This is a genomic window from Ruegeria sp. CG3 (assembly GCF_056537205.1).
Window position 1 is genome coordinate 1,099,545 of sequence record NZ_JBQFRC010000001.1, and the last position, 15,341, is coordinate 1,114,885.

At 58.9% G+C, this 15,341-nt stretch carries 15 protein-coding genes and 1 tRNA gene; 7 read left to right on the plus strand and 9 right to left on the minus strand.

Translation table 11 applies throughout. The features are described from left to right. Positions 1-472: 472 nt before the first annotated feature. Together ACR0NB_RS05515 and ACR0NB_RS05520 are read left to right on the plus strand one after the other, a co-directional pair. A tRNA-Val gene (locus ACR0NB_RS05515) sits at positions 473-547 on the plus strand. 95 nt (positions 548-642) lie between these two features. Next, a complete protein-coding gene (locus tag ACR0NB_RS05520; protein WP_480775125.1) occupies positions 643-2,226 on the plus strand; it encodes an APC family permease in 1,584 nt (527 codons plus the stop codon). A 47-nt stretch (positions 2,227-2,273) separates the two neighbouring features. Here ACR0NB_RS05520 and lon read toward each other — a convergent pair whose 3' ends face one another. The 3 genes from lon to ACR0NB_RS05535 form a co-directional block, all read right to left on the minus strand. Next, positions 2,274-4,682: an endopeptidase La gene (lon, locus tag ACR0NB_RS05525; protein ID WP_170368385.1), complete on the minus strand. Its 2,409-nt coding sequence runs from the start codon at positions 4,680-4,682 to the stop codon at positions 2,274-2,276. Positions 4,683-4,896: 214 nt separating this feature from the next. After that, positions 4,897-6,027, minus strand: a complete 1,131-nt coding sequence (tgt, locus tag ACR0NB_RS05530) for a tRNA guanosine(34) transglycosylase Tgt (protein WP_170363557.1) — start codon at positions 6,025-6,027, stop codon at positions 4,897-4,899. Positions 6,028-6,090: 63 nt separating this feature from the next. After that, entirely contained in the window at positions 6,091-7,002 is a 912-nt protein-coding gene (locus ACR0NB_RS05535) for a nucleoside hydrolase (RefSeq protein WP_480775126.1), read from the minus strand. Between the two features lie 175 nt (positions 7,003-7,177). On the opposite strand from ACR0NB_RS05535, the gene ACR0NB_RS05540 reads away from it, so the two are divergent. The 3 genes from ACR0NB_RS05540 (at position 7,178) to ACR0NB_RS05550 (ending at position 8,804) form a co-directional block, all read left to right on the plus strand. Further along, complete coding sequence (locus tag ACR0NB_RS05540; protein WP_480775127.1) at positions 7,178-8,068, plus strand: SPFH domain-containing protein; 891 nt, start codon at positions 7,178-7,180, stop codon at positions 8,066-8,068. Further along, a complete protein-coding gene (locus tag ACR0NB_RS05545) occupies positions 8,068-8,346 on the plus strand; it encodes an NfeD family protein (protein WP_093962948.1) in 279 nt (92 codons plus the stop codon). The genes ACR0NB_RS05540 and ACR0NB_RS05545 overlap by 1 nt, the downstream gene beginning before the upstream one ends. A 95-nt stretch (positions 8,347-8,441) precedes the next feature. Beyond that, complete coding sequence (locus tag ACR0NB_RS05550) at positions 8,442-8,804, plus strand: SUF system Fe-S cluster assembly protein (RefSeq protein WP_170339389.1); 363 nt, start codon at positions 8,442-8,444, stop codon at positions 8,802-8,804. Positions 8,805-9,067: 263 nt separating this feature from the next. Here the strand turns inward: ACR0NB_RS05550 and ACR0NB_RS05555 are convergent, their stop codons facing one another. Further along, on the minus strand, positions 9,068-9,352 hold the full coding sequence (locus ACR0NB_RS05555; protein ID WP_254443195.1) for a hypothetical protein: 285 nt from the start codon (positions 9,350-9,352) through the stop codon (positions 9,068-9,070). 218 nt (positions 9,353-9,570) lie between these two features. On the opposite strand from ACR0NB_RS05555, the gene ACR0NB_RS05560 reads away from it, so the two are divergent. Further along, positions 9,571-9,936, plus strand: coding sequence for a HesB/IscA family protein (locus tag ACR0NB_RS05560; RefSeq protein WP_170338817.1), 366 nt, complete (start codon positions 9,571-9,573; stop codon positions 9,934-9,936). Between the two features lie 180 nt (positions 9,937-10,116). Then, positions 10,117-10,866 carry a triose-phosphate isomerase gene (gene tpiA / locus ACR0NB_RS05565; RefSeq protein ID WP_480775128.1) on the plus strand — a complete coding sequence of 250 codons (750 nt, stop codon included), beginning with the start codon at positions 10,117-10,119 and terminating at the stop codon, positions 10,864-10,866. A 15-nt stretch (positions 10,867-10,881) separates the two neighbouring features. Here tpiA and ACR0NB_RS05570 read toward each other — a convergent pair whose 3' ends face one another. The 5 genes from ACR0NB_RS05570 to ACR0NB_RS05590 all read right to left on the minus strand — a co-directional run bounded on the left by ACR0NB_RS05570 (position 10,882) and on the right by ACR0NB_RS05590 (position 15,075). Further along, positions 10,882-11,415 (minus strand): nucleoside deaminase, encoded by a 534-nt coding sequence (locus tag ACR0NB_RS05570; protein WP_480775129.1) that lies wholly within the window; start codon positions 11,413-11,415, stop codon positions 10,882-10,884. Further along, on the minus strand, positions 11,408-11,719 hold the full coding sequence (locus ACR0NB_RS05575; protein WP_480775130.1) for a DMT family transporter: 312 nt from the start codon (positions 11,717-11,719) through the stop codon (positions 11,408-11,410). Before ACR0NB_RS05575 ends, ACR0NB_RS05570 begins: the two co-directional genes overlap by 8 nt. Positions 11,720-11,911: 192 nt before the next feature. Then, entirely contained in the window at positions 11,912-13,288 is a 1,377-nt protein-coding gene (locus tag ACR0NB_RS05580) for a TRAP transporter large permease (RefSeq protein WP_170339394.1), read from the minus strand. Continuing rightward, positions 13,288-13,965, minus strand: a complete 678-nt coding sequence (locus ACR0NB_RS05585; RefSeq protein WP_093961935.1) for a TRAP transporter small permease — start codon at positions 13,963-13,965, stop codon at positions 13,288-13,290. The genes ACR0NB_RS05580 and ACR0NB_RS05585 overlap by 1 nt, the downstream gene beginning before the upstream one ends. 108 nt (positions 13,966-14,073) lie before the next feature. Beyond that, a complete protein-coding gene (locus tag ACR0NB_RS05590) occupies positions 14,074-15,075 on the minus strand; it encodes a DctP family TRAP transporter solute-binding subunit (protein WP_480775131.1) in 1,002 nt (333 codons plus the stop codon). Positions 15,076-15,341 lie beyond the last annotated feature (266 nt).

The following is a 15,341-nucleotide window of genomic DNA, read 5'->3' on the forward strand; positions in this document are numbered from 1 at the left end:
GAACCGGAAAATTTGTTCCCGAGTGCCTTTGGCTTGCTCCTTTGGGATAGTGCCGGCGCGAAGACACCCTAACCCTTGGTTGCCATCGCCGAGCCGTGAAAAACTGCGAACTCGCTAACGAAAAGTCAGACGGTAGATTCTACTGCTACCAATTGCCCTGCAAAATCCCCCTCGACACAATTCGCTTGGCTTTTGTAGTCGTCTACAATGCAGTCGTTTCCTAGTTCCAAAACGAGTTGAGTGAACAGCTTCTGGTTTGTACCAAGCCTTAACTTTTTTCGGTTTATTTCTGGCGCAGCTGGCTCGCCGCATTGACCGCATTTGGGCTGCGCTATGTGTTAGACGCTCAAAGTTATCGGACAGGGAAAAAGCCCAATCACAGGACCCAATCGGTCTTGTCCGGATATGGCGAAAATACCGCGTATCTCCCCTCTTGCAGCCGGGTAAAAAGCACTGTAATACGCCGCCCTACGGGTGATTAGCTCAGTGGTAGAGCGCTTCGTTCACATCGAAGATGTCAGGAGTTCAAATCTCTTATCACCCACCATTCCCTCACTTTTTCAATGCTTGAAACGGATGAGACTCGGCGTCTATCCTTGAGTTCGGGCCGGTGAAGCACCGGCATGGCAATCAGGGACATGCATGGCCGAACTAAAGCGCGACATCGGCCTGGTGGGTCTGACATTCATATCTGTCGGAGGAATCATTGGCTCAGGCTGGCTGTTCGGGCCGCTTCTGGCCGTTCAGCACGCAGGCCCCGCGGCCGTTTTGTCCTGGGTCATCGGGGCCGTCGCAATGTTCATTCTGGCCATCACATTCGCCGAAATCTCTGCCATGTTGCCGATCCCCGGAGGGATCGCTCGGGTTCCGCAGTTTTCACACGGCAATATCGTCGCCATGACGATGGGTTGGACTGCCTGGATCGGGTACAACACGACCGCTCCGATCGAGGTCGAGGCGATGCTGTCCTACCTCGCACCCTATGCACGCTGGCTGCATGCGCCATCTGGTGACCTGACCGCGCCCGGACAGGCTGTGGCCTTGGCATTCATGGTGTTCTTCGTCCTGATCAACATGCTTGGCGTAAAGTTCTTTGCGCGGGTCAACACAATGATAACAAGCGCAAAAGTGGCCATTCCAATCCTGTTGTCCGTGGTGCTGATCCTTTCACGTTTCAATGCCGAGAACTTCACGCAGCCCGAGGGGTTCGCACCGTATGGGCTCAAGGGAATAATGGCCGCCGTTTCGACCGGTGGTGTAATCTTCTCGTTCATCGGGTTCAGGCATGTGGTCGACATGGCAGGCGAGGTGCGAAACCCGAAATTCGACATTCCGGCGGCGCTTGTATTGTCGATCATCATGTGTGCGGCGATCTATCTGGGCCTGCAGATCGCTTTCATCGGCTCGCTCGACCCTCAGATGCTGGCGCAGGGCTGGGCCAAGCTGAGTTTTGCCGGAGAAGGCCCTTTGGACGGGGTCATAATGTCCGTTGGGATATTGTGGTTCATCAGCATCCTAAACGTCGGCTCGGTGATCGGACCGTTCGGAAACGCCCTCGTGGCCACCGGTTCGAACGCTCGTATTGCGATGGCCCTGTCGCAGAACGGGTTTCTGCCCGCGCGTATCCAACACCTGTCGGCATTTGGCGTGCCCATCTGGGCGCTGGTGCTCAACTTCGTGATTGGCACTCTTTTCCTTTTGACCATTCCCTTTGAGACGGTGATCGCCCTGAACGGGGCAGCTATCGTCCTGTCCTTCGCCGTCGGCCCCATCGCCGTTGTGTGCCTGCGCAGCCTATTGCCAGACAGGCCCCGCTCGATCCGCGTTCCAGCGGTTGGTTTTGTCGGAATGCTGGCCTTTGCGATTGCAACTCTGATCGTCTACTGGAGCGGCTGGGATACGGTCTGGCGCCTGGGCATCACCCTTCTGATCGGACTGCTCCTGCTTTTGGCGCGGTTTCGGGGACGCCTGGAACAGATGGATCTCAAACAGGCCTTGTGGCTCGCGCCCTATCTGGCTGGACTGGGGTTGATCTCGTTTCTTGGTCAATTCGGAGACGGCGCGCTGCACCTGATCCCGTTCGGGTGGGACATCTTGTTTTGCACCCTGCTGTCATCGACCATTTTCTGGATCGCAGTCCGGTCCGCCCTGCCCCCTGAGAAATTCCAGCGCTACATAGACGAGGAAGAAGTTCTGGATCCATCAAAACCTGTAATCGGGCTTTGAATCAGAAAGGGCGGGGATTATTCCCCGCCCTTCTCGTTGTTTTCAGATCAGTGCGCCGTGGCTGATGGTCCACTGTTATCCGAAGCCTTGGCCGCTGCGGCCGCGGCTTCTTCGGCGGCCTCGTCCCATTCGATCGGCTCGGGTTTGCGCACCAGCGCGCGCTCCAGAACCTCGGACACGTGCTTGACCGGGATGATCTCCAGCCCTTCCTTCACGTTGTCGGGGATGTCGGCCAGATCCTTTTCGTTCTCTTCCGGAATAAGCACCGTCTTGATGCCACCCCGCAAAGCTGCGAGCAGTTTCTCCTTCAACCCGCCGATCGGCATGGCGTTGCCACGCAGCGAAACTTCGCCCGTCATGGCGATGTCCTTGCGGACCGGGATACCGGTCAGAACCGACACGATCGAAGTCACCATCGCCAGGCCGGCGCTGGGTCCATCCTTGGGAGTCGCGCCGTCAGGCACGTGCACATGGATGTCGATCTTGTCGAACTGCGGCGGTTTGACCCCGATCTGAGGCGAAATCGACCGCACATAGGACGAAGCCGCGTCGATGGATTCCTTCATCACATCGCCCAGCTTGCCTGTGGTCTTCATCCGACCCTTGCCTGGCAGCTTCAACGCCTCGATATGCAGCAGGTCGCCACCGACCGAGGTCCAGGCCAGACCGGTCACAACGCCGACCTGATCATCCTGTTCAGCCAAACCGTAACGGAACTTGGGTACACCCAGGAACTCGTGCAGGTTCTCAGCCGTCACGACAACCCGGTCGGTCTCGTTCTTGATGATCCGGGTCAACGATTTGCGCGCCACCTTGGCAATCTCGCGCTCAAGATTCCGCACACCGGCCTCGCGGGTATAGGTGCGAATGATCGCGGTCAGCGCCTCATCGGTCAGCTCGAACTCTTTAGCCTTCAGCCCGTGGTTCTTCACCTGCTTCGAGATCAGGTGCTGCTTCGCGATTTCGCGCTTTTCGTCCTCGGTGTAGCCGGCCAGAGGAATGATCTCCATCCGGTCCAGAAGCGGCCCTGGCATGTTGTAGCTGTTCGACGTGGTCAGGAACATCACGTTCGACAGGTCGTATTCGACCTCAAGGTAGTGGTCCATGAACGTGCTGTTCTGTTCCGGGTCCAGCACCTCGAGCATGGCCGAAGCTGGATCACCACGGAAATCCTGCCCCATCTTGTCGATTTCATCGAGCAAGATCAGCGGGTTCGTGGTTTTCGCCTTTTTCAGCGCCTGAATGATCTTGCCGGGCATCGAGCCGATATAGGTCCGGCGGTGACCGCGGATCTCGGATTCATCGCGCACCCCACCCAACGAGATGCGGATGAACTCGCGCCCCGTGGCCTTGGCGACCGACTTCCCAAGCGAGGTCTTGCCCACGCCCGGAGGGCCGACAAGGCACATGATCGGGCCTTTCAGCTTCTTCGAGCGCTGCTGAACCGCCAGATACTCGACGATCCGCTCCTTGACCTTTTCGAGGCCATAGTGATCGGCATCGAGGATCTGCTGCGCGCGGCCAAGGTCTTTCTTGACCCGAGACTTGGTGCCCCAAGGCAGCGACAGGATCCAATCCAGATAGTTGCGCACCACGGTCGCTTCGGCCGACATCGGCGACATGTTCTTGAGCTTTTTCAGCTCGCCTTCCGCCTTTTCGCGGGCTTCTTTCGAAAGCTTGGTCTCGGCGATCTTGGCTTCCAGCTCGGCGATCTCGTTCGCGCCGTCCTCGCCATCGCCCAGCTCCTTCTGAATGGCCTTCATCTGCTCATTCAGATAGTATTCGCGCTGGGTCTTCTCCATCTGCGACTTGACGCGGGTCTTGATCTTCTTCTCGACCTGAAGAACCGACATCTCGCCCTGCATCAGGCCATAGACCTTTTCCAGACGCTCGCTGATGCTGAGCGTTTCCAGAAGGTCCTGCTTCTGTTCGACCTCGATGCCAAGGTGACCCGAAACCAAATCGGCCAGTTTCGCCGGATCGGTTGTCTCGCTGACGGCAGTCAGGGCTTCTTCCGGGATGTTCTTGCGAACTTTGGCGTACCGCTCGAACTCATCGGCGACAGTGCGCAAAAGCGCCTGCGTCGTCGTAACGTCGCCGGGGATCTCGGTCAGGTATTCGGCGCGGGCCTCAAAGAATTCTTCATTCTCAATGAACTCCGAAATCTTGACGCGTGCCTGCCCTTCGACCAGCACTTTGACCGTGCCATCGGGCAGCTTGAGCAGCTGCAGGACATTTGCCAGAACGCCGCTGCGGTAGATACCGTCCTGGGTCGGGTCGTCGACGGAAGGATCAACTTGACTGGACAGCAGAATTTGCTTGTCATCCTGCATCACCTCTTCCAGCGCGCGCACCGACTTTTCACGCCCCACGAACAGCGGGACGATCATGTGCGGAAACACGACAATGTCGCGCAGCGGCAGAACGGGGTATGAGGAATTAAGAGGCTCTTGCATGCTCTATCCTTATCATTGGCAAGATGGCACTGACCCCTGTTTCAGGCAGCCGTCGGCCATCTCCTTTCTCGGACGATAAAGGTGGGGCGCGGACCGCCCCATTTCAACCTCGTCGCCTTACCTGTACAAATCAGAATGGCCCGAGGTTTCCCCGACTGCAAGGCATCGCGGCAACATATCCACTGATTTTGACTTGGGTCGCCCAACACGCCCGTTAGAGCGGCTCGATATCACCCAGCGCCCGCTGCGCATGGAACTCGGCCTGCCAGACCTCGAATGCACCGGCGGCGATGGCGTCCCGCATACCCTGCATGATCTCTTGGAAATAATGCAGATTGTGCCAGGTCAGCAGCATGCCCGAAATCATTTCGTTGGCCCGGAATACATGGTGCAGGTAGGCGCGCGAGTAATTCGAGCAGGCTGGGCACGTGCACTGTTCGTCCAGCGGACGCGGATCGTCGGCGTGGCGGGCGTTCTTGATGTTCACGACCCCGCGGCGGGTGAACACCTGCCCCGTCCGTCCCGAGCGCGACGGCAGCACGCAATCCATCATGTCGATCCCGCGCGCCACGGCGCCCACGATGTCGTCGGGCTTGCCCACGCCCATCAGATAGCGCGGCTTATCGGTCGGCAGGAAATCAGGCGCATAGTCCAGACAGTCGAACATGGCCTCCTGCCCCTCGCCCACCGCGAGGCCACCAACGGCATATCCCTCGAACCCGATGGCCTTCAGCGCCTCGGCGCTTTCCTCGCGCAGGTCGCGCTCCAACCCGCCCTGCATGATCCCGAACAGCGCATGGCCGGGCCGGTCGCCGAACGCCTCGCGCGACCGTTCGGCCCATCGCATCGACAGGCGCATCGACTCGGCGATCCGGTCGCGGTCGGCAGGCAATGCGGGGCATTCGTCGAAACACATCACGATGTCCGACCCCAACAGGCGCTGGATCTCCATCGACCGCTCGGGTGTCAGCTCGTGTTTGGAACCGTCGATATGCGATTTGAAGGTCACGCCCTTCTCGGTCAGCTTGCGCAGGCCCGCCAGGGACATCACCTGAAACCCGCCCGAGTCGGTCAGGATCGGGCGCTCCCAGTTCATGAATTTGTGCAGCCCGCCCAAGCGGTCGATCCGTTCGGCCGTGGGCCGCAGCATCAGGTGATAGGTGTTTCCCAGCAGGATGTCGGCGCCGGTGGCCCGCACGCTTTCGGGCATCATCGCCTTGACCGTCGCGGCCGTGCCCACGGGCATGAAGGCCGGCGTGCGCACCTCGCCCCGCGGCGTGTGGATCACGCCGGTGCGGGCCTTGCCGTCGGTGGCCTTCAATTCGAATGAGAAACGCTGGGTCATGTCATCGCCTCGGGTCGCTGAACCGGGCAGGCTTTGCCCGATCTGCCCGGCCATTGCAACCCGTCAAGGCAAGCTGGCAACCCTTTGCGTGAACAGGTCCACCACCTGCTGACCAACGACGTCACAGCACACCTGCAACGGTGGGCGAGACGGGTCCGGCCGGGTTGCCCCAATTTCGGGCCCATCGGTTACCACCTTCAAACCTGTTTCTTGAATTTCGAACATCGCACGGTGCGAACAGGCGATGACGGCCGTCGAGTCATGAAGACCGCAGCCGTCCAACCCGGCAACATCGCGGTAGAAATCCAGATAGAACTGAGAAATATCGTTCAGAAATCCACCGACTTGAGGCGCACGTCGCGCCAGTTCCTCGAAATCAGCCGCGCGATAGAGCGTTTTCAGGGTCACATCCAGACCCACCAGAACCGTCGGAGCGGGCTGGGCAAACACCTCGTCTGCAGCTTTGACATCGTGATAGATATTCGCCTCGGCGTGTTCGGTGATGTTGCCAGGACAAAAGACTGCTCCGCCCATGATGACCAATTGGCCGATGTTCTGAGCGAAATCCGGATCCAGACGCATTGCATCGGCAATGTTGGTCAGCGGCCCAACCGCACACACCGTCAGGTCCCTCTTGTGACGCCGGGCCATCTCGACCAGGAACTCGGCTGCGATCAGGTCGTGGTTCGCGCCGATCTCGGGCACATCGACCACATCGCCAAAACCCTCATCCCCATGCACGTGCTTAGAGGGCGTGTGTGCGTCAGCTTCCCATGGAAACGCTGCGCCCTGCGCCACAGGTATGTCCAACCCCAGCTTGTGAGCCAGAAACCGCGCGTTCCGGCTGGACTGCTGGACATGCGTATTGCCAAAGACCGTAGTCAGGCCGATCAGGTCAATTTCCGGAGCGGCGGCGGCGTAGGCGATCGCCATGGCATCGTCGATGCCGGGGTCAGTGTCGATAATCAGTTTCATTTCGCCCCGATAGCGCAATCAACGGCGGATGCAAAGCAGCCACAACCCGAAATCTCCGTGCTTTGCCCCAATTACCTTGCATGGATATCCTGTTCGGTTCATTTCATAGCTGAGTTGAAATTTAGCCCTTCAATCCCCAAATGTATACCATCGTACACAAAAAATGAGGACAGAAATGACCGAAGACCAGATCATCGGACTGCTATCATCGAACATCATCTACCTGCTTGGGGCGGCTTTGGTCGTCGTCATCATCCTCAAGGGTATCAAGATCGTTCCACAATCCGAGAAATACGTGGTCGAACGGTTCGGACGCCTCCACTCTGTGCTGGGCCCCGGGATCAACTTTATCGTTCCTTTTCTAGACGTTGCACGCCACAAGATATCCATCTTGGAACGTCAGCTGCCCAATGCGACGCAGGATGCAATCACCAAGGACAACGTGTTGGTGCAGATCGATACTTCGGTCTTCTACCGTATCCTCGAGCCTGAAAAGACCGTCTACCGCATTCGGGACGTCGACGGCGCCATCGCAACGACCGTCGCTGGTATCGTGCGGGCCGAAATCGGCAAGATGGACCTGGACGAGGTTCAGTCTAATCGCGCGCAACTGATTGAACGCATTCAAGAAAGCGTCGAAACCGCGGTTGACGACTGGGGGATCGAGGTAACCCGCGCCGAAATTCTGGACGTTAACCTGGATCAGGCGACCCGCGACGCCATGCTTCAGCAGTTGAATGCCGAACGCGCTCGTCGCGCTCAGGTGACCGAAGCCGAGGGCCAGAAACGCGCGGTCGAACTGCAGGCCGACGCCGAGCTGTATGCGGCGGAACAAGCCGCCAAGGCGCGTCGCGTTCAGGCGGACGCGGAAGCCTATGCAACCGGCGTCGTCGCAAAGGCCATCCAGGACAACGGGATCGAAGCCGCCCAGTATCAGGTTGCGCTGAAACAAGTTGAGGCATTGAATGCGATGGGCAAAGGCGGAGGCAGCCAGACGATCGTCGTGCCTGCAAATGCGCTCGAAGCGTTTGGCGACGCCTTCAAAATGCTCAAGGGAGGCAAATGATGGCAGATCCGTTCTGGCTGACGTGGTGGGTATGGCTGGCAGCCGCACTGGCGCTGGGCATTCTGGAAGTGGCCTTGCCGGGTTTCATCTTCCTTGGCTTCGCTATCGGCGCGGCTATCACCGGCATCCTTCTGGTTATCCCCGGCTTGGCCCCGAACCTGCCTGTCCTGCTTTTGATCTTCGCCACCTTGTCGTTGATCGCATGGCTCGTTCTGCGGCGCATGTTCGCGCTGCCACATGGGCAAGTCAGGACGTTTGACCATGACATCAACGACTGAGCGGTGCGGCGCCCTGTAGCGGGGCGCCCTACCCCCTCTGGACGCTGCCTTCAGCTTTCCCTATATAATTGCTCAGGTAACAACCCGAGGCATTCATGACCCACCCCAGCGAACAGCTTGAAGGTACGCCCCTGATTGCGCCTTCGACCGTTGAGCACCCTCTGTACGAATCCGTGGTCGAGGCCTGCAGGACCGTCTATGACCCTGAAATTCCGGTCAATATCTATGACCTTGGACTGATCTACACGATCGACATCAGCAGCGACAACGCAGTCAAAGTCATCATGACCCTGACCGCTCCGGGCTGCCCGGTGGCCGGTGACATGCCGGGCTGGATCGTCGAGGCCATCGAGCCCGTTGCCGGGGTCAAGGAGGTGGATGTCGAACTGACCTGGGAACCACCCTGGGGCATGGAGATGATGTCCGACGAAGCCCGGCTGGAACTTGGCTTCATGTAAGGGCCTGCCGCGCTGAACGCGCGGGAAACGTCACAAACCTGAAACCCAGTTGTCACGGATCGGTCGTCGAACCGTTACGTTGATGCGCAACAACTACAACGCGGGCTTCGCAGTCGGACCCGTCACAGGAACTCGGCAACTCAAATATCGCTCCAGCAGTCAATGGCGACCACGTTGGAGCGTCTACCGCCCCCCTGCCGAGGCTCTGCAATACTGGGCCGTTCTTGCCCGAGAGCGGCCCTATTTTACTCGCTGAGGTGCACTTACTTCACGTTGCACTGCGCTTTGATCTCGGCGGCGCGGTCGTCCAGTTTCTTGACATAGTCACCCGACAGCATCTGCAACCGCTTCTGTTCTGTTCCAGAGATCAATCCAAGCAGCGCCCCGGCTGGCGTGATCGCGACCACACTTTCCGCCTGCTGATCCTCGGCATGTTTCTTTTCCGCCGCAATTGCACGCAGGTCACCTTCGGCGGTCGAGCAATTCACCGGGTGCCGCTTGTGATCGCCCTCGGCATGAACGGCACTGCCGGCCAACAGAAGAGCCAAAAACGCAACCTGCCGGCAAAAGCCAACCTTATTTGAAATCCGCAAAATCATCGAAACCCACCTTGTTCTGCTGTCAATTCGATCTCATCGGCAAACCCTGCCTTTACCCGTACGGTACGGTCAAAACCCGCGAGGAGCAAACTTGTGGCACCGCACTCTCTTGAGCCCGGGCCCTTGCGGCCTTAGATTAGGGATAACGCGCGAAAATGGAGACGACGATGTTCGGCATTCCCGGCAAACAGGCCGTGACGATGACGCCCAAAGCTGCAGAGCAAATCCTCCGCCTGATGACGTCGGGCGGCCATGCCGGTCTGCGGATTGGCGTCAAGAAAGGTGGCTGCGCCGGTATGGAATATACCATGGAGTATGTCGATCAACCGGATCCGCATGACGAAGTGGTCGAACAGGATGGGGCGCGGGTCATGATCGCTCCGATGGCTCAGATGTTTCTGTTCGGAACCGAGATCGACTACGAGGTCTCGCTGCTGGAATCTGGGTTCAAGTTCAAAAATCCCAATGTCGTCGATGCCTGTGGCTGCGGCGAGTCGATCAAGTTCGACGAAAACCTGGCCGAACAGCGCTGAGTCACGCCAAGCCTGCACCGTTTGTGGGCAAGTGAACTGCCGCCGGCGCCGTCTGGTTGAGTCCACCCAGATCGATCCGTGACGCGACTCGCCCGCGTGCGGCCGCCCAAGCGCAATTGTCAGACCTTGATCCGGGTGCTAACTGGATAGAAACGCACGAAAGATCACGGAGACCCCGCTATGCGACGCAGACTGGCAGCCGGAAACTGGAAAATGAACGGAACCGGGACTGCTCTGTCCGAGTTGGAGACGCTGACTGCAACGCACCCTTCTCCGACGGTCGATATTCTGATCTGCCCACCGGCAACTCTGATCCACCGTGCCGCACAAGCCGTGCAAGGCTCGGGCGTCGCCATCGGCGGACAGGATTGCCACGCCGAGGTTTCGGGCGCCCATACGGGTGATCTGAGCGCCGAGATGCTCAAAGACGCCGGCGCGACCAGCGTAATCGTTGGGCATTCGGAACGGCGCGAAGACCACGGCGAGAAAGACGACGACATCCGCGCCAAGGCCCGGGCGGCCATGAACGCGGGCCTGACAGCAATCATCTGCGTCGGAGAAAGTCTTGAACAGCGCGAAGCGGCCAATACGCTCGACATCATTGGCGGACAGTTGTCCGGATCGATCCCGGACCTTGCCACCGGAGAGAACCTCGTCGTGGCTTATGAACCGATCTGGGCCATCGGCACCGGCAAGGTTCCTACTTTGGAAGAAATCGGCGAAGTCCACGATTTCATTCGCGCCAGACTTGAACGGCGATTTGGCGAAGGTGTCGGCCGGTCGGTTCGTTTGCTCTATGGCGGTTCGGTCAAGCCGGACAACGCGTCGGAGATTTTCGGAGTGTCCAACGTGGACGGCGCGCTGGTCGGCGGTGCAAGCCTGAAGGCACGCGATTTTTCGGGCATCATTTCCGCGCTGGAACAGGCCTGACCGGTTCACGTACGCTCAGTCCGCGATGTCCTCGGCCCAAAGCTCGGGCTGTTCGGTCACGAACCTGCGCATCAGGGCGATGCAGTCCGGGTCTTCGGCCAAAACAACCTCGACCCCGCGATCGCGCAGGAAATCTTCGTTGCCGCCGAAGTTTTTCGTGTCACCGATGACCACGCGCGGGATGCCGAACTGAACAATCGTTCCGGCGCACATCATGCACGGAGACAGGGTGGTATACAGAACGGTATCTCGGTACGTCTTCTGCCGCCCGGCCTTGCGCAGCGCATCCATCTCGCCATGGGCGATCGGATCACCCTGCTGAACCCTTTGGTTTCGGCCCTGCGAGATGATCGTGCCGTTTCGAGCCAGTACAGATCCGATCGGGCAACCGCCCTCATCGAAACCGGCTTTGGCTTCTTGGTAGGCAACGCGCATCAGGCGCTTGTCATCATCGGTCAGCATGTTTCGGCACTCGTTGGTTGCGGTGATCAGGGTGGTTCCAGCCTGCCCACCGCGGGTGACTGCGTCAATAACGTGCCAGTCACGCAAGTTTCATTGCGACCATGCCGGACACGATCAGCGTCGCTGCGATGACGCGAAGCGGGGTCAGTGCCTCGCCCAAAAACATCACACCAACCAAGAACGCACCGACCGCGCCAATACCCGTCCACAGCACGTAGGCGGTTCCCAGCGGCAAGGAACGTATGGCCAGGGCCAGCAAACCGAACGAACCGACCATCGCGCCCCCCATGACAACGGTCGGCCAGAGCCGCGTGAATCCAGCAGACTGCTTCATGGCAACTGCCCAGACGATTTCCAGCAAACCGGCAAAAAGTAGAAAGATCCAGGACATCGGGTACACCTCTATCAACTTCGGGTCGTCCCGAATGATCACCCATGGTGGGGAGGTCGTCCTCGGTCACTATGTGGGAAGAACCGGTGGTGAGTTCAAGCCCGGCCACTCAGCGAGACGGCCCGTCAGATGCCGGCCGGCCGCGCAAAAGTGATCCGAACCGGTTGCCCGGTTCGGATCGAACGCAATCGTCTAGTTCGTAATGATCTCGGGGCCCATGAAGGTGTTTGGCAACACCGTCGACAGCCACGGGATATACGTGATCATGATCAGGAAAACGAACAGAACGGCCAGGAACGGCAGTGCTGCGCGCACGACGGCCATCATCGGCATTCCCGCGACGCCCGACGTAACGAACAGGTTCAGACCGACCGGAGGCGTGATCATCCCGATTTCCATGTTCACCACCATGATGATGCCCAGATGGATCGGGTCGATGCCCAGTTCGATGGCAATCGGAAACACCAGCGGCGCCACGATGACCAGCAGGCCCGAAGGCTCCATGAACTGACCGCCGATCAGAAGGATCACGTTGACCACGATCAGGAAAGTGATCGGCCCCAGACCTGCCGACAGCATTGCGCCGGCAATGTGTTGCGGCACCTGCTCATCGGTCAGAACATGCTTGAGGATCAGCGCGTTGGCGATGACGAAAAGCAGGGTGACCGTCAGCTTGCCAGCCTCAAACAGCGTATGCTTGGTGTCGGGGTGGAAAAAGGCCGTGATCAGCGCCAGCGGCTTTTTCGCAAGCGAGAGGTTTTGCTCACCGTCCTGGGTGCTGAGTGGCCCCATGTCTTTGTAGACGAAGCTGGCGATAAAGAAGGCGTATACAGCCGCGACCGCCGCCGCTTCGGTCGGTGTGAAGATACCGCCGTAGATGCCGCCCAGGATGATGACGATCAGGAACAGACCCCAACCGGCCTCGCGTGCCGACGCGAATATCTCGCCCCAGCCTTTCCAATCACCTTTCGGCAGGTTCTTGACCTTGGCCATCACATAGATTGTGACCATCAGCATGAACCCGGCCATGAGACCCGGAATGACACCGGCCAAGAACATCCTGCCGACCGAGACTTCGACCGCTGCCGCGTAGACAACCATGACGATCGACGGCGGGATCAGGATACCCAGCGTACCGGCGTTACAGATCACGCCCGCTGCGAATTCCTTGGAATAGCCGACCTGCCGCATACCGGCGATCACGATCGAACCGATCGCAACAACGGTGGCAGGGGACGATCCTGACAGCGCGGCGAACAGCATACATGCGAACACGCCCGCGATTGCCAGACCGCCAGGCAGGTGACCAACGCAGGCGATCGAGAACCGAATGATCCGCCGTGCCACCCCTCCGGTCGTCATGAAGGACGAGGCAAGGATGAAGAACGGGATGGCCAGCAGGGTAAAGTGGCCCTCGAACGCCTCGAACAGGGTCCCGGCAACCGAAGCCAGCGAGCTGTCCGAGTAGATCAGCAGAAACAGGGTCGAGCTCAGCCCAAGGGCAACTGCGATCGGAACGCCGATCAGCAGCAGGCCCACGACCATGGCAAAAAGTAGTACTACATCCATCAGTCGTGTTCTCCCTTAAGGGCCCGGACTTCTTCGATCTCGTCCTCAACCTCGTGGCTTGCGACAATACGGTCGGCCTCACCGCGCAGGATCTGCAGCCCTGCCTGGGCAAAGCGGATCACCAGCAGCAGCATCGACAGCGGCAGAACGAAATACGGCACGACCTTGGGCAGCTTCTCGTAGTACTCGCCATAGTTAATGAGGTCTTCGAGGAACCGTAGCGGCGCGACCATGGGGATGTCGTCCACCTCGTAGAAGCTCTGACTACGAGCGTCGAAATCAAAGCCCGTGGGGAACCAGCGTCCAGAGGTCGGAGGCAGGTCGGCAAAAACCGCCCAGTAGTCGTAGGACCCCTTCAGCAGCAGCAGCGAGAATACGAGGCAGCACCCCACCGCGATCAGTGCCAATACCCTGCGCGGTGCCGGAGGCAGCATATTCAGGATGGCATCCACACCCAGATGCGCGTGTTTCTTGACGGCGTAGGACGCCCCCAGCAATACCAGCCATCCGAACGTGAATACGGTCAGCTCTAGCGCCCAAAGGATGTTGGAGTTGAAGACGAAACGCGCAATCACGTTGGCAAAGGTCACGGCCGTCATCAGGCCAAGAAGCAACGCGATCAGGGTTTCTTCGATTCGGTCGACCAGCCCACCGGGGCCGGTTTTCGCACCAGACATCTTTCTGTCCCCATTTTTGTTGATTTATCGAAGTGGCGGGCGCGGTCAGGCCCGCCTGGTATGTGCTCCGGCGGGCTTGCGACCGTCGGAGCACACCTGCGTGTCGGATCAGAACCCGGCGTTGATCGCCTGAGCGGCGTCGATCTTGTCCTGACCGACGTCACCGGAGAACTTGTCCCAAACCGGCTTCATCGCATCAACCCAGGCCTGACGCTGCTCGGGTGTCAGCTCGCGGATCGTTCCGCCCGCGTCGATGATGGCCTGCTTGGCCGTTTCGTTGACGGCAAACGCCTCTTTGTTGCGCTCTTCGGTCACCTCGGCCAGGATCGTCAGGAACTGCTCGCGCACTTCCGGATCCAGGCTGTCCAGCCAGTCGACCGAAGTCACGACCAGATAGTCGATGATGCCGTGGTTGGTTTCGGTGATGCCATCCTGCACTTCGAAGAACTTCTTGCCGTAGATGTTCGACCACGTGTTCTCCTGACCGTCCACAACGCCCTGCTGCAGAGCACCATAGACCTCCGAGAAAGCCATTTTCTGCGGGCTACCGCCGATGGCTTCCATCTGCGCAACCAGCACGTCCGAAGACTGAACGCGGAATTTCAAGCCATTGGCGTCCGAAGGATCGATCAGCGGCTTGTTGGCCGACATCTGCTTCATGCCGTTGTGCCAGAACGCAAGACCCTGCAGGCCGCGGCGCTGCATGCTGTCTTTCATTGCCTGGCCATCCGCCGAGGCCTGGAACGCATCAACCGCGTCGATGTTCTTGAACATGAACGGCAGGTCGAACAGGCGGAACTGCTTGGTGAATTTCTCGAACTTCGACAGCGATGGGGCAGCCAGTTGCACGTCGCCCTGCAGCATCGCCTCGAGCACCTTGTCGTCGTTGTACAAGGTCGAGTTCGGATAGACCTCCATGCACATGACGCCGTTCATCTCGTCATTCACGCGCTGCTCGAGCAGCGATGCGGCGATGCCCTTGGGGTGTTTGTCGGTGTTCGTCACATGTGCGAACTTGACGACGATCTCGCCATCGTCACAGGCAGCGAAGCCCGCTGTTGCGGTAACGGAAAGCGCAAGCGCGGTGGCGGCTGTTGCCAGGAATTTCATCTGTCTTTTCCTCCCAGACTTCCAAAGAAACTTCCTTTGACATCCATGGGGATGCCGGATGCGCAAGAGTGAAACGAATCGTCAGTCACCGTTCAACAATTCGAGAACGGCTGGTAGAAGACAGATTTTCTAATTACTTTTCATTGGCTTAAATAGAACATCCGCAATGAGTATTTTGTTATCGCAGACATTTGTGCGGGAAACCGCACACCCAAATGCCCGAGTGTGCGAAAAACCGCACATACATCGAATCATCGGGCGAATCG

Coding starts and splice junctions, on each gene's coding strand:
- ACR0NB_RS05520 (WP_480775125.1), top strand. CDS start 643: ATGGCCGAACTAAAGCGCGACATCGGCCTGGTGGGTCTGACATTCATA.
- lon (WP_170368385.1), bottom strand. CDS start 4,682: ATGCAAGAGCCTCTTAATTCCTCATACCCCGTTCTGCCGCTGCGCGAC.
- tgt (WP_170363557.1), bottom strand. CDS start 6,027: ATGACCCAGCGTTTCTCATTCGAATTGAAGGCCACCGACGGCAAGGCC.
- ACR0NB_RS05535 (WP_480775126.1), bottom strand. CDS start 7,002: ATGAAACTGATTATCGACACTGACCCCGGCATCGACGATGCCATGGCG.
- ACR0NB_RS05540 (WP_480775127.1), top strand. CDS start 7,178: ATGACCGAAGACCAGATCATCGGACTGCTATCATCGAACATCATCTAC.
- ACR0NB_RS05545 (WP_093962948.1), top strand. CDS start 8,068: ATGGCAGATCCGTTCTGGCTGACGTGGTGGGTATGGCTGGCAGCCGCA.
- ACR0NB_RS05550 (WP_170339389.1), top strand. CDS start 8,442: ATGACCCACCCCAGCGAACAGCTTGAAGGTACGCCCCTGATTGCGCCT.
- ACR0NB_RS05560 (WP_170338817.1), top strand. CDS start 9,571: ATGTTCGGCATTCCCGGCAAACAGGCCGTGACGATGACGCCCAAAGCT.
- tpiA (WP_480775128.1), top strand. CDS start 10,117: ATGCGACGCAGACTGGCAGCCGGAAACTGGAAAATGAACGGAACCGGG.
- ACR0NB_RS05575 (WP_480775130.1), bottom strand. CDS start 11,719: ATGTCCTGGATCTTTCTACTTTTTGCCGGTTTGCTGGAAATCGTCTGG.
- ACR0NB_RS05580 (WP_170339394.1), bottom strand. CDS start 13,288: ATGGATGTAGTACTACTTTTTGCCATGGTCGTGGGCCTGCTGCTGATC.
- ACR0NB_RS05585 (WP_093961935.1), bottom strand. CDS start 13,965: ATGTCTGGTGCGAAAACCGGCCCCGGTGGGCTGGTCGACCGAATCGAA.
- ACR0NB_RS05590 (WP_480775131.1), bottom strand. CDS start 15,075: ATGAAATTCCTGGCAACAGCCGCCACCGCGCTTGCGCTTTCCGTTACC.